The organism is Aeromonas sp. DNRA1, assembly GCF_963888745.1.
Lineage (GTDB): Bacteria > Pseudomonadota > Gammaproteobacteria > Enterobacterales > Aeromonadaceae > Aeromonas > Aeromonas hydrophila.
In genome coordinates this window covers 298,905-311,945 of sequence record NZ_CAWPKQ010000003.1, presented here as the reverse complement: position 1 = coordinate 311,945, position 13,041 = coordinate 298,905, and the positions used below count along the sequence as shown (strand labels likewise).

10 protein-coding genes are annotated in these 13,041 nt (G+C 61.6%); 6 read left to right on the top strand and 4 right to left on the bottom strand.

From position 1 onward, the window contains the following. Positions 1–697 precede the first annotated feature (697 nt). The 3 genes from AACQ43_RS11425 to guaB all read right to left on the bottom strand — a co-directional run bounded on the left by AACQ43_RS11425 (position 698) and on the right by guaB (position 4,485). Positions 698–970, bottom strand: a complete 273-nt coding sequence (locus tag AACQ43_RS11425; RefSeq protein ID WP_010633780.1) for a hypothetical protein — start codon at positions 968–970, stop codon at positions 698–700. A gap of 378 nt (positions 971–1,348) precedes the next feature. After that, positions 1,349–2,938 (bottom strand): glutamine-hydrolyzing GMP synthase, encoded by a 1,590-nt coding sequence (gene guaA / locus AACQ43_RS11420; protein ID WP_168967324.1) that lies wholly within the window; start codon positions 2,936–2,938, stop codon positions 1,349–1,351. Between the two features lie 83 nt (positions 2,939–3,021). Next, positions 3,022–4,485 (bottom strand): IMP dehydrogenase, encoded by a 1,464-nt coding sequence (gene guaB / locus AACQ43_RS11415; RefSeq protein ID WP_011705859.1) that lies wholly within the window; start codon positions 4,483–4,485, stop codon positions 3,022–3,024. 466 nt (positions 4,486–4,951) lie between these two features. On the opposite strand from guaB, the gene AACQ43_RS11410 reads away from it, so the two are divergent. The 6 genes from AACQ43_RS11410 to xseA all read left to right on the top strand — a co-directional run bounded on the left by AACQ43_RS11410 (position 4,952) and on the right by xseA (position 11,546). Then, entirely contained in the window at positions 4,952–6,820 is a 1,869-nt protein-coding gene (locus AACQ43_RS11410; RefSeq protein ID WP_211162535.1) for a potassium transporter Kup, read from the top strand. Between the two features lie 250 nt (positions 6,821–7,070). Next, the gene (locus AACQ43_RS11405) at positions 7,071–7,850 is read left to right on the top strand and encodes an energy transducer TonB (protein WP_168967322.1); all 780 of its coding nucleotides are present in this window, start codon (positions 7,071–7,073) and stop codon (positions 7,848–7,850) included. A 2-nt stretch (positions 7,851–7,852) separates the two neighbouring features. Next, positions 7,853–8,608, top strand: a complete 756-nt coding sequence (locus AACQ43_RS11400) for a MotA/TolQ/ExbB proton channel family protein (protein WP_010633777.1) — start codon at positions 7,853–7,855, stop codon at positions 8,606–8,608. Further along, complete coding sequence (locus tag AACQ43_RS11395; RefSeq protein ID WP_011705855.1) at positions 8,608–9,027, top strand: ExbD/TolR family protein; 420 nt, start codon at positions 8,608–8,610, stop codon at positions 9,025–9,027. The genes AACQ43_RS11400 and AACQ43_RS11395 overlap by 1 nt, the downstream gene beginning before the upstream one ends. A gap of 138 nt (positions 9,028–9,165) precedes the next feature. After that, entirely contained in the window at positions 9,166–10,074 is a 909-nt protein-coding gene (locus AACQ43_RS11390; RefSeq protein ID WP_168967321.1) for a DMT family transporter, read from the top strand. A 107-nt stretch (positions 10,075–10,181) separates the two neighbouring features. Next, positions 10,182–11,546, top strand: coding sequence for an exodeoxyribonuclease VII large subunit (xseA, locus tag AACQ43_RS11385; RefSeq protein WP_168967320.1), 1,365 nt, complete (start codon positions 10,182–10,184; stop codon positions 11,544–11,546). Positions 11,547–11,620: 74 nt separating this feature from the next. Here the strand turns inward: xseA and hutW are convergent, their stop codons facing one another. Then, positions 11,621–12,991: a heme anaerobic degradation radical SAM methyltransferase ChuW/HutW gene (hutW, locus tag AACQ43_RS11380; RefSeq protein WP_168967319.1), complete on the bottom strand. Its 1,371-nt coding sequence runs from the start codon at positions 12,989–12,991 to the stop codon at positions 11,621–11,623. Between the last annotated feature and the right edge of the window lie 50 nt (positions 12,992–13,041).

The window sequence follows — 13,041 nt, the reverse complement described above, 5'->3', positions numbered from 1 at the left end:
CTATCAACACCCAGTACTTTATCGCTACATATGAAATTTCTTCTATATGTGTAACTCCTTTCTCAAGCGCATCAAAGTATCTTTTGGTATTTTTTCATTTCGGTAGTGTCGGTGTTTCTTTTCGCAACACACAACTTACTATAATACAGTTAAGGATAATTTCCATCGTAATATCTATGGTTTCAAACTCTGTCACTGGTACGATCCTCCTATGGACTTATGATAATGATTAGATTGGATACACTACCCGTCCAATAACTGAACTTTTCTCATAACGCATCTCCTTCTTAAAATGTCATCAAAACCATTAAAAATAATTCTTCACCACGTTTTTAAACGCTAATTTGTTAGCTCACATGCTCATTTATATTTACTACCACCTATATAAAAATCATTTCATATTTTCATTATATTTAAAGATCCATTGATTATCTTCTAAATGCAATGTTGTTATATGTAGAAATAAGTAGCCACAAGAGTTGTGTGATAGATAAATCACAATTCAATAGGGCGAGTGTGATATGGAAAAGAAAAATATTTCAGCTCTATGAATAATGATAACAATCATGCTGGCAACATGTCAGAGGTGTAGGATCACAGATAAACTAAGACGCCCTAAGGCGTCTTTCTTATCACTGAGATGTGGGTCAAACCGGTTAGGTGCTATTCCTCCTCCCCGCCTTGCCCCACCACCAAATCAGATCGGGGTGATGGAGGTGATATGGGCCGAGCCATCCAGGGATTGGAAGATCTGCACCACGGCTTCCCCGTGGATCGGGTTGGGCAGCGGCACCGTGGTTTTGCATTTAAAACGATAGTTGGTACCGGCGACGACCTGGGTGGAGACTTCAAAGGGGGTGTACTGCACCCCGACAAATCCTTCCAGCGCCTGGTTGAATACGGCCTGATCTTTTGCGCTCAGCTTGTGGTAGGCAGTCCATCCGCCCAACAACACTGCTTGTTCTGACATAACAAACCCTCCGTGATCTCTTGTCCCTACTCGTTTGGCTGTTCGGGTTCCGCCCCGTTTATTCAAGTGGTGTCCGGACTCCACCGGGGGCCATACCAGATTTGGTATGTCCAGTGTCGACAGCGCACATGAAGACGTTGCTGTCGTCACCCTCCCCTACTGCCACGACCCTCGCCTCACAGCATCGGTCTCAATTGGCATAGCTGAGCCTAGTGCGAGATCCATAAAACACCCCCTGTCAGAAATGACAGAGGCAGGGAGGTGAGAAAGCAGCTAGCGAGCGGAAAAGTGAGGCGCAAACGATTGGAAAAAGAAAAGACGCCGCAAGGGCGTCTTTTTTACATTTTTATGCTTGAAGGGTGAAAGGGCGTTAGCCGCTTATTCCCACTCGATGGTTGCGGGCGGCTTGCCGGAGACGTCGTACACCACGCGGGAGATACCGTTGATCTCGTTGATGATGCGATTTGAGACGTGACCCAGGAAGTCGTACGGCAGGTGTGCCCAGTGGGCGGTCATGAAGTCGATGGTTTCGACGGCGCGCAGCGCAATGACCCAGTCATATTTGCGACCATCGCCCATCACGCCAACGGAGCGCACCGGCAGGAACACGGCGAACGCCTGGCTGACCTGATTGTAGAGGTCGGCCTTGCGCAGCTCTTCGATAAAGACCGCATCGGCACGGCGCAAGATATCGCAGTACTCTTTCTTCACTTCGCCAAGCACCCGCACGCCCAAACCCGGGCCCGGGAACGGGTGACGGTAGAGCATGTCGTAGGGCAGACCCAGCTCGAGGCCAACGCGGCGCACTTCGTCCTTGAACAGCTCGCGCAGCGGCTCCACCAGACCCATCTTCATCTCTTCCGGCAGGCCGCCGACGTTGTGGTGAGACTTGATGACGTGGGCCTTGCCGGTCTTGCTGGCGGCCGATTCGATGACGTCCGGGTAGATGGTGCCTTGCGCCAGCCAGCGGGCGTTTTTCAGCTTTTTCGCTTCATCGTCAAACACTTCGACGAAGACGCGGCCGATGATCTTGCGCTTGGCTTCCGGCTCATCTTCACCGGCCAGGGCGGAGAGGAAGCGCTCTTCGGCGTCGACCTTGACAATGTTCAGACCAAAGTGATCGCCAAACATCTCCATCACCTGCTGGCCTTCGTTCAGGCGCAGCAGACCGTTGTCAACGAAGACACAGGTCAGGCGATCGCCGATGGCACGGTGCACCAGCATGGCGACCACGGAGGAGTCGACACCGCCGGAGAGGCCGAGGATCACCTCGTCGTCACCCACCTGCTCGCGGATGCGGGCAACGGCGTCGTCGATGATGGTGGCCGGAGTCCACAGGCATTCGCAGCCGCAGATGTCTTTGACGAAGTGCTCCAGCATGCGGGCACCCTGACGGGTGTGGGTCACTTCCGGGTGGAACTGCACGCCGTAGAAACGCTTGGCTTCGTTGGCCATGGCGGCGTGCGGGCAGGTGGCGGTCTGGGCGATGGTGGTGAAGTCGGCCGGGATGGTGGTGACCTTGTCGCCGTGGCTCATCCACACATCCAGCAGCGCATTGCCGTTGTCGGCGATGGCATCTTCGATGTTGCGCAAGAGGGCACTGGTCTTGCCGGAGTTGCCCAGCACTTCCACCTTGGCGTAGCCGAATTCACGCTCGGTGGAAGATTGCACCTTGCCACCCAGCTGCTCGGCCATGGTCTGCATGCCGTAGCAGATGCCGAACACCGGCACGCCGGCGTTGAACACGTACTCGGGGGCGCGCGGGCTGCCCGCTTCGGTGACGGACTCGGGGCCGCCGGAGAGGATGATGCCGCTCGGATTGAAATCGCGGATCTGCTCTTCGGTCACATCCCAGGCCCACAGTTCGCAGTAGACGCCGATTTCGCGCACGCGGCGGGCGATCAGCTGGGTGTACTGGGAACCGAAGTCGAGGATAAGGATACGGTGCTGGTGAATGTCTTTAGTCATTTTATTCCTGCATCAGGCTGCTGTTGTCACAAAAAGCACGGGATAAAAAAGCGGTGGAGAAACGGGGCCGCAGCCCCGTTTTATCAGCCCATCCGATAGTTGGGGGCTTCTTTGGTAATGGTCACGTCGTGAACGTGGGACTCTTTCATCCCGGCGCCCGAGATGCGCACGAATTCGGCCTTGGTGCGCATGTCGTCGATGGTGGCGCTGCCGGTCAGCCCCATGGAGGAGCGCAGGCCGCCCATCTGCTGGTGGATGATCTCTTTGAGGCGGCCCTTGTACGGCACGCGGCCTTCGATCCCTTCCGGCACCAGCTTGTCGGCGGCGTTGTCGGTCTGGAAGTAGCGGTCGCTGGAGCCCTTGGACATGGCGCCCAGAGAACCCATGCCACGGTAGGATTTGAAAGAGCGACCCTGGTAGAGCTCGATCTCGCCCGGCGCCTCTTCGGTACCGGCGAACATGGAGCCTACCATGACGCAGCTGGCGCCAGCGGCGATGGCCTTGGCCACGTCACCGGAGAAGCGGATGCCGCCATCGGCAATCACCGGGATACCGGTACCTTCCAGCGCGTCGACGGCGTCGGAGATGGCGGTGATCTGAGGCACGCCCACGCCGGTCACGATACGGGTAGTACAGATGGAGCCCGGGCCGATACCGACCTTGACGGCGTTGACGCCGGCAGCGGCCAGCGCCTTGGCACCGGCGGCGGTGGCGACGTTGCCGCCGATGATCTGCAGATCAGGGTAGGCTTCACGGGTCGCCTTGATGCGATCCAGCACGCCCTGGGAGTGGCCGTGGGAGGAGTCGATCAGCAGCACGTCCACACCGGCTTCCACCAGGGCGGCGACGCGCTCTTCGTTGCCGGCACCGGCACCGACGGCAGCACCCACCCGCAGACGACCCTTGTCATCTTTACAGGCGTTCGGCTTGCGCTCGGCTTTCTGGAAGTCTTTGACGGTGATCATGCCCTTGAGTTTGAAGTCGGCGTTGACCACCAGCACCTTCTCGATACGGTGCTTCTGCATCAGGCCAACCACCTCTTCGCGGGGGGCGCCTTCACGCACGGTGACCAGACGATCCTTCTGGGTCATGATCTGTTCGACAGTCTGGGAGAGATCGATCACGAAGCGCACATCACGACCGGTGATGATGCCCACCAGCTGATTGCCCTCGGTCACCACCGGATAACCGGCGAAACCGTTCTTGTGGCTCAGCTCTTTGATCTGGGCGATGGTCATGTCGGGGCGTACGGTGACGGGGTCAGTGACCACACCGCTCTCGTACTTCTTGACCTTGCGCACTTCGGCAGCCTGCTGCTCGATGGACATGTTCTTGTGGATAAAGCCGATACCGCCTTCCTGGGCCAGTGCGATAGCCAGACGGGCTTCGGTCACTGTGTCCATGGCAGCGGAGATCATGGGGATGTTCAGGCTGATGGCAGAGGTCAGCTTGGTACGCAGATCGGCAGTATTGGGAAGAACTTCGGAGTGGGCGGGAACCAACAGTACATCGTCGAAGGTTAACGCTTCTTTGGCAATCCTGAGCATGGCAATATCTCACCGTTGAGGAAGTGGGGGTGTAAAATATTGCCGACGAAGTTTACTCACGCATTGGTCACTGGTAAAGAAGTTTTTTGAATTTTTTATGGCGTTTTGGCCTTTTCAGCCGCCAAGCCGCTAAAAAACCAACATTTTCAGTCGTAAAACAGCCTTTTGGGGACAAAAGAGTTGTCTCATTGCGGTTTTATGCAAAAAAGCTCCCGTTTCATTTTTTCAGGCAGCCCCGCTTCCCCTCCCCCATTGCAGACCGTTTGGCCCTGCTCGAGCACTCTCGACAACCAGCTCATGCGCGCCTGGCCGTCCCCCTCAAACACTGAATCCAGCAGAGCAACACCCTGGGTAATTCACCCAAACCGGCACCCCAAACGAAAGGGGCCTTTTCGGGGCACGGGTTTGCTTTGAGCCTGTGCCTGCGTATCATGATTAACAGTCTGAATTGAAATGGAATTTCATGATGAGCCACGGACACCAGCAAGGGCGCATGGCCATTACCCTGGCGGCACTGGGGGTCGTCTATGGCGATCTCGGCACCAGCCCGCTCTATGCCCTCAAGGAGAGCTTCGCCGGGCACCTGGGTCTGCAGCCCACGCCGGAGGGGCTCCTCTCCATCGTCTCCCTCTTCTTCTGGACCATCATGATCGTGGTCTCATTCAAATATGTGCTGCTGGTGCTTCGGGCCGACGACAAGGGAGAAGGGGGGATCCTCACCCTCGCCTCGCTGGCCTCCCGCCGCCTTCCGGCCAAGCCACGCGCCCTGCTCATGCTGCTCGGTCTGGTCGGCGTGGGGCTGTTCATCGGGGATGCGGTGATCACCCCCGCCATCTCGGTGCTCTCGGCGGTCGAAGGGTTGCAGGTGATCACCCCGGAGCTGGCGCCGTTCGTGCTGCCCATCACCCTCACCGTGCTGGTGATCCTGTTCGGGGCCCAACATTACGGCACCGCCGGCATAGGTCGCCTGTTCGGCCCCATCATGCTGCTCTGGTTCGGGGTGCTGGCGGCGCTCGGGGCTTATGAGATCGCGCAAAACCCCGCCATCCTGCAGGCGGTCAACCCGCTCTACGCCCTCGATTTCATGATCAGCCGACCGGGTATCGCCTTCATCACCCTGGGGGCCGTCGTGCTCTGCGTCACCGGTACGGAGGCGCTCTACGCCGACATGGGTCACTTTGGCCGTGGCGCCATCCAGCTGGCCTGGGGTTCTCTGGTGATGCCCGCCCTGCTGCTCAACTACTTTGGCCAGGGAGCCCTGCTGCTGCGCAATCCCGCCGCCATCGAGAATCCCTTCTACCTGCTTGCCCCCTCCTGGCTGGCCTTTCCCCTGCTGATCCTCGCCACCCTGGCCACTGTCATCGCCTCCCAGGCGGTGATCTCGGGCACCTACTCGGTGGTGCGCCAGGCCATTTTGCTCGGCTACCTGCCGCGCCAGGAGATCCGTCACACCTCGGAGCACGAGATAGGCCAGATCTACCTGCCGCTGGTGAACTGGCTGCTGCTGGGGGGCATCGTCATCGTCATCCTCTGGTTCCAGAATTCAAGCAACCTGGCCGCCGCCTACGGCATCGCGGTGACCGGTACCATGGCGCTGACCACCCTGCTGTTGATGGTGGTGGCCGCCCGCCGCTGGCAATGGTCGCGCTGGCTGATCGCGCTGGTGTGCGCGCCGCTGCTGCTGGTCGATGTCACCTTCTTTGCCGCCAATACCACCAAGTTTCTGGCCGGTGGCTGGCTCCCCATCCTGTTTGCGCTGCTGGCCATCATAGTGATGACCACCTGGAAGCGCGGACGGGAGCTGGTGCTCGACAAGCTGGAGCACAAGTCACTGGCGCTGAAAGGGTTTGTCGACAACATGCAGGCACACCCGCCGCTGCAGGTACCCGGCACCGCCGTGTTTCTCTCCAAGTCGGTGCAGGCAGTGCCCCACGCCATGCTGCACAACCTCAAACACAACAAGATCCTGCACGAACGGGTCATTTTCCTGACCGTTCAGATCAAGGACGAACCCTGGATCTCCTTCAAGGAGCGCATCGAACTCACCCACCTTGGCGAGGGGTTCTGGCAGGTGGTCGCCCACTTTGGCTACAAGGAGGTGCCCTCCATGGAGGAGATCTTCCAGGCCTGCGCCCAGGAGGATCTGAAGGTCACCATGGCCAAGACCTCCTTCTTCCTCTCCCACGAAAACCTGGTCAGCACCGATCTGCCCGGCATGGCGCGCTGGCGAGAGGGCCTGTTCGTCTGGATTAACCGCAACTCCCTCAAGGCGACCGACTTCTTTCATATTCCCGCCAACCGGGTAGTCGAACTGGGGGTATTGCTGGAGTTGTGACGCCGCCAGCCAACAGAGGGCAAAACCGCTGCGAACACACACCGCTCAATCCATTGCCAGCCGGGAACGCCGCTTGCCGACTCGGCTTCTTATTTTCTGCGAGTCAGCCTCGCCACGATTAAAATGCGATTGATAATGGTTGTTGTTTGCCATTCTTGTTGTCAGGCATGCTAGCGGCCTGACGCCTGTTCTGGCGCCTTCACACTAGCCGTTTGAGTATGAATATGAAGACTTGGAAGGGAGAGAAGTGATGGACTCCTGCAACCCGAGACCAACACTGCCCGCCAACGATCCCGACGCCGCCCGTCTCGTTTGCCTTGCCATCGCGATCGCCCTGCATCTTGCCGCCTTCTGGTGGCTCTATGCGCACCAGCCTGCGCCCATCACCCCGCCCTTGCCGCTGACCCTGTCGGCCCGCTGGGTCGGTGAGGCCGCAACCAATGACGCGCCAGCCAAGGCGGCTCCTGCTCCTGCTCCTACAGTGCAGCAAGTACAACAAGTGCAGCAAAAAGCCAAGCCATTGCCGACACCCAAAAAACCGCCGGCCAAGCCAGTCAAGAAAAGCGTCAAGCCGGTGGTCAAACCGCTTAAAAACCGTACCCCGCCGGTGCAGCCCGCCAAGATCATGCCGGTGAGCAGTCCGCAACCACCGGTCAGTGCGCCCGCCCCTGCGACGGCGGCAACGGCCGCACAGGCGAGCGGCGCCAGTCAGAGTCCTGCCCAGAAGGCTGGCGGCGGCGCGGGCAACAGCGCCCCCATCGCCCGCGATGCACGGCTCAACAACCCCGAGCCCCAATATCCCTATGAGTCGAGACGACGGGGAGAAGAGGGGCGGGTCATCCTCAATGTGCGGGTGACGGCCGAGGGCACCGCCGCCTCGGTGGAGGTGGACAAGAGCAGCGGCTATCGGCGGCTGGACATGACGGCCCGCAAGACCGTCAGCCGTTGGAAATTCATTCCTGCCAAACAGAACAACGTGGCCATCGAGGCCTCGGCAAAAGTCACCATCATTTTCAAATTAAGGGCTTGAACATGGATCCTGAAATCGCAAGCAACGGCATGGGCATCGCCCACCTGCTCAGCCAGAACAGCGGTGTGGGGCTGATCCCCTTCATCCTGCTGGTATTGATGTCCCTTGGCACCTGCTACTACGCCCTGCTCAAGGGCTACCTCGCGCAGCGGGAACAACGCCTCAACGCCCGCTTTGTCGCCGATTTCTGGCAGCATGACAGCGTGCAGGAGATGGAGCGCCAGCTGGCCCACCTGCCGCCGCAGGAAGCCTATGGCCGGCTGACCGGCGCCGCGCTGGCGGCCGTGGCCCAGCTGAACCGGGCCGAGGAGCGTGCGGTCAGCTGCAAGCTGGGCTCGCCGGATGAATATCTGCTGCGCGCCATGCGCCGGGCCATCACCCAGGAGCGGGTGCGGCTGGAGCAGGGGCTGGCCTTCCTCGCCTCGGTGGGCTCGGCAGCCCCCTTCATCGGACTGTTCGGCACCGTCTGGGGTATCTACCACGCCCTGCTGGCCATCGGCGCCGCCGGCCAGAGCAGTCTGGACAAGGTCGCCGGCCCCGTGGGCGAGGCGCTGATCATGACCGGCTTCGGCCTCGCGGTCGCCCTGCCGGCCGTGCTCATCTACAACTTCTTCGTGCGGCGCAATCGCCTCAGGCTCGCGGCGCTGGAGGAGTTTGGCCACGACCTGTTTACCCTGCTGGTGACCGGCTTCGAGCAGGTTGCCACCAACAACGTCACCCCGCTGGTCGAGCGGGAAACCAGACAGGGGCGCGGCTGATGGCATTTGGCAAACTGTCGGACGAGGGGGACGATCAACCCCTCTCCGAGATCAACATGATCCCGATGATCGACGTCATGCTGGTGCTGCTCATCGTGTTCATGATCACCGCCCCCCTGCTCACCAACGCGGTCAAGCTCGAGCTGCCAGAGGCCAGCAGCCAGCTCAACCAGCCAGACAAGCAGGACATCAACCTCGCCATCGATGGGGCCGGCAAGATCTACTGGAACGATCAGGAGGTCGACGAGGCAGCCCTGCTCGCCAAGATGGAGAGCGCCGGCCAGGCCGAGGGGGAGCTGCCCGAGATCCAGCTGCGCATCGATCGCAAAGTGGAGTACGGCATCATCGCCAGGGTGATGGCCCAGGCCTCCCAGCACGGTCTGCACAAGATTGCCTTCGTGAGCCAGCCGGAGCCGTAACGCTCCCTTCGCCCACACACTGGTATGGCAGGGCATGGATGCCCTGCTACCATCCTGGCAGTTGCCAGCACAGGCACCTTGTCGGCATCATGCGGACGCAGCGCCAATATTGGCCACCATCACCTCAAGGACGACACCATGAAAGCTGCCGATTATGGGCGCCTGCTCCTGCTGGCCGCCATCTGGGGCGCCAGCTTCCTGTTCATGCGCATCGCCGCCCCGGCGTTTGGCGCCGTCAACACCACCTTCCTGCGGGTCCTGTTCGCCCTTATCGGGCTTGCTGTCATGCTCCTGCTGATGCGCGCCCCCATGGGGTTTCAGGGCAAGCTCAAGTCCGCCATGCTGCTCGGCGTCATCAACTCCGCCATCCCGTTTCTGATGTACGCCATCGCCGCCCTCTGGCTGCCGGCCGGCTACTCGGCCATCCTCAACGCCACCACGCCGCTGATGGGGGCCCTCATCGGCTTTTCCTGCTTCAACGAGCGCCTTGATAGGCGCAAATGGCTGGGGGTGGTATTGGGGGTGATCGGGATAAGCCTCATCACCACCACCGGCGAGGTGAGTGCCGGTGGGCATCTGCTGTCCGGGGTGCTGGCCTGCCTGTTTGCCACCGCCTGCTACGGCCTCGCCGGCTTTCTCACCCGCAGCTGGATCACCCATCGCGGCGGACTCGATGCCAAACTGGTGGCCTTTGGCAGCCAGCTGGGCGCCTGCCTGTTCCTGCTGCCCTTTTTCGCTTACCAGCTGGCGGCCTGCCCTGCGGTCGACTGGGCCGTGCCCACCGCCTGGGCCAGCGTGCTGGCGGTCGGCGTGGTCTGCACCGCCCTCGCCTATCTGCTCTATTTTCGACTGATCGCCGATATCGGCCCGCTGCGCAGCCTCACCGTCACCTTCCTCATTCCCCCTTTTGGCATCTTGTGGGGCGCGCTGGTGCTGGGCGAGACCTTGAGCCAGGGCTTCGTGCTGGGGGGCCTGGTCGTCTGCCTCTCGGTCTGGCTGGTGACCAGCCAGGCCCGGGCGCAGCCTCAGGATCCGGACGCACGCTGAACCCGACAGGGGCTGCGCCGCTCGGCGTTCGCCCCGAACTGCGTTAAGATGGCACCATTGTTTTATGCCCCCGCCCCCAAGGCGGGGCACACAGTGCAGGACCAGCCTTGAACTACCGCAACGAACCGAGTCAAAGCAGACAACAGCAGGTCTTTACCGTCACCCGCCTCAACAGCGCCGTGCGCATGATCCTGGAGCAGGATCTGGGGCTGGTGTGGCTGACCGGTGAGCTCTCCAACCTGGCGATGCCAAGCTCCGGCCACTGGTACTTCTCCCTCAAGGACATGTCAGCCCAAGTGCGCTGCGCCATGTTCAAGGGCAACAACCGGCGGGTAGCATTTCGCCCGCAGGATGGCATGCAGGTGCTGGTGCAGGCGCGGGTCTCCCTCTATGAGCCGCGCGGCGACTACCAGCTGATCATCGAATCGATGCAGCCGGCGGGTGATGGCGTGCTGGCGCTGCGCTTTGAGGAGCTCAAGCGTCGCCTTGGCGCCGAGGGGTTGTTCGGCGAGGGGCGCAAGCGACCGCTGCCGCGCGAACCGCGCGCGGTGGGCCTCATCACCTCCGCCACCGGTGCTGCCCTGCACGACATGCTGACCGTGCTCAAGCGCCGCGCGCCGGATCTGCCGGTGTTTATCTACCCGACCCAGGTGCAGGGCAGCGCCGCCATCGGCCAGATCGTCTCTGCCATTGCCCTGGCCAACCGCCGCGCCGAGGTGGATGTGCTGATCGTCGGGCGCGGCGGCGGGTCGCTCGAAGATCTCTGGTGCTTCAACGAAGAGGCGGTGGCGCGCGCCATCGCCGGCTCCGCCATACCAGTGGTGAGCGCGGTGGGCCACGAGGTGGATGTCACCATCAGCGACTTTGCCGCCGACTTGCGCGCCCCGACCCCGTCGGCGGCGGCCGAGCTGGTGGCACCGGATCAGAGCGCCCGCGCCCAGCGCCTCGCCCATCTCAAGCAGCAACTGCTGCAGGCGATGAACCGCCAGCAGACCGCCGCCCGCCACGATTTCATCCTGCTGCAAAAGCGGCTCGACCATCAGGATCCAAAGCGGCGGCTGGAGCAGCAATCCCAGCGCCTCGACGAGCTCTCCGCCCGTTTGCAGCAGCTGATGAATCACAAACTGCATCAGGGGGAGCGGCGCCTCGCCAACCTAGAGCTGCGCCTGCAGGGCAAGAGCCCGGAGCGCTTGCTGGCCGCCGGCAAGCGCCGCCACCAGCTGGCCGAGGAGCGCCTCCATGCCCTCATCGCCAAACGCCAAGACCTTGCTAGCCACCGCCTCGCCATGCTCAGCGCCCGCCTCGACGGGGTGAGCCCGCTCGCCACCCTGAGGCGCGGCTACTCCATCACCCGCACCCAAAGCGGTGAGGTGATCAGCCGCGCCGCCCAGGTCGATGCCGGCCAGACGCTGGTCACCCAGCTTGCAGAGGGGCAACTGCGAGTGCGGGTGGAAGAGGTACACCAGCCATAACGAACAAGGGGGGCACATCAGGTGCCCCCCTTGTTTATCATCTCCTCGTTGCCCGGCCCTCTCGGCCAGCGCACTCACACCAGTGAATGGCGCACTGCCTGCGCCGGATCGGCAGGTACCGTACCCAACCCCGTCAGCGGGTTGAGCTGCAAGTATTCAAACAGCCCTGCCTGCAGATTGACGTTCCAGAAGCGCCCCGCCAGGGTGAGCTCGAGCCGATCCTCGCTCAGCATCGCCAGCCCATGCTGCTGCCAGGCCTCGAACAAGGGTTGCAGATGTGCCCGCAGCGACGTCGGCAAACGGGCCAGCGCCAGCCAGCCGCTGTCGAGCGCGCCGCGCAGCAGGCCATCAAGGCGGCCATTGGGATTGCGCCCCATCACCATGCCGGGGGCCCGCTGATCCGCCGCCAGCGCCTCGTGCCAGAGCGTCAGATCCCGGCCATACATGAGGCCGTGCCCATGCACGTTGCCGCCCGCCCCGGCCCCGAAGGGGAGGATCTCGGCACCGCGCTTGGCCATCTGGTTGTAGCGGCTCTGCTCGGCCTCACCGCGCCGCCAGTGGCTGCAGGAGAGCCGCTGCCAACCCCCCTGCTCCAGCGTCTGAGCGCCATAGGCATACATGGCGGCCCGCTGCTGGCCGTCGGCGGCCCAGCCGAGCTTGCCCCTCGCCTCGGCACGGGCCAAATTGGTGCCGGCCATGGCGATGAGCTGATAAAGATCCACCCCGTTCACCCCGCTCGCCATCACATCCGCGATGTCCTGACGCCACACGGCATCATCCTGGCCAGGCAGGCCGAAGATGAGATCGGCCACGATCACCGCATCGTCGTGACGGGTCAGCTCCCCCAGCCGGGTCAGCAGGGTCGCCCGGTCATCGAAGCGGGCCGCTTCCTGGCGCACCTCGGTATCAAAGCTCTGCACCCCGAACGAGAAGCGGTTGAAGCCGCCCGCCAGCGCATTGTGCCACTTGGCATCATCAAAGCCGTTGAGGCGCCCCTCCAGGGTCACCTCCGCATCCGAAGTCAAAGGAAAACGACGGATGGCGGCGGCCAGCATCGCCAGCTCGTCGGCGCTCATGTCCGTCGGCGTGCCGCCCCCCACATAGACGGCCGAGAAGGGGCGGCTCTGGGTGAAGGGTGTCTCGGCCGCCTTGGCAAGCGCACGGCAGAGCGCATTGACATAGCGGGTGATGCGGGCCGGGTTGGCGCCATTTTCAAAGAAATTGCAGAAGCTGCAGCGCTTGCGGCAAAACGGGATATGGATATAAAGCGCTCGCTCATCCGCCTCGCTCTCGCGGCGCCACCAGGCTTGCCAGTCGACATGGTCGAGGGTGAGCGGGCGCATGCCGCCGCGACTGGCGTGGGCCGAGGTCTTGGCGCCAAAGGCGAACTTGAGGGGATCCGGGGTGGCAAGACCGGTCATGGTCGGGGTCAGCAGTGGTGTCATCGCAGGCAGGGTTATCAAGTGAAATAATGCAAATGATAACCACTATCAAT

What these genes read in the sequence shown, in the direction of transcription:
- AACQ43_RS11425 (WP_010633780.1), bottom strand. Translation starts at nt 970, where the DNA reads ATGTCAGAACAAGCAGTGTTGTTGGGCGGATGGACTGCCTACCACAAG.
- guaA (WP_168967324.1), bottom strand. Translation starts at nt 2,938, where the DNA reads ATGACTAAAGACATTCACCAGCACCGTATCCTTATCCTCGACTTCGGT.
- guaB (WP_011705859.1), bottom strand. Translation starts at nt 4,485, where the DNA reads ATGCTCAGGATTGCCAAAGAAGCGTTAACCTTCGACGATGTACTGTTG.
- AACQ43_RS11410 (WP_211162535.1), top strand. Translation starts at nt 4,952, where the DNA reads ATGAGCCACGGACACCAGCAAGGGCGCATGGCCATTACCCTGGCGGCA.
- AACQ43_RS11405 (WP_168967322.1), top strand. Translation starts at nt 7,071, where the DNA reads ATGGACTCCTGCAACCCGAGACCAACACTGCCCGCCAACGATCCCGAC.
- AACQ43_RS11400 (WP_010633777.1), top strand. Translation starts at nt 7,853, where the DNA reads ATGGATCCTGAAATCGCAAGCAACGGCATGGGCATCGCCCACCTGCTC.
- AACQ43_RS11395 (WP_011705855.1), top strand. Translation starts at nt 8,608, where the DNA reads ATGGCATTTGGCAAACTGTCGGACGAGGGGGACGATCAACCCCTCTCC.
- AACQ43_RS11390 (WP_168967321.1), top strand. Translation starts at nt 9,166, where the DNA reads ATGAAAGCTGCCGATTATGGGCGCCTGCTCCTGCTGGCCGCCATCTGG.
- hutW (WP_168967319.1), bottom strand. Translation starts at nt 12,991, where the DNA reads ATGACACCACTGCTGACCCCGACCATGACCGGTCTTGCCACCCCGGAT.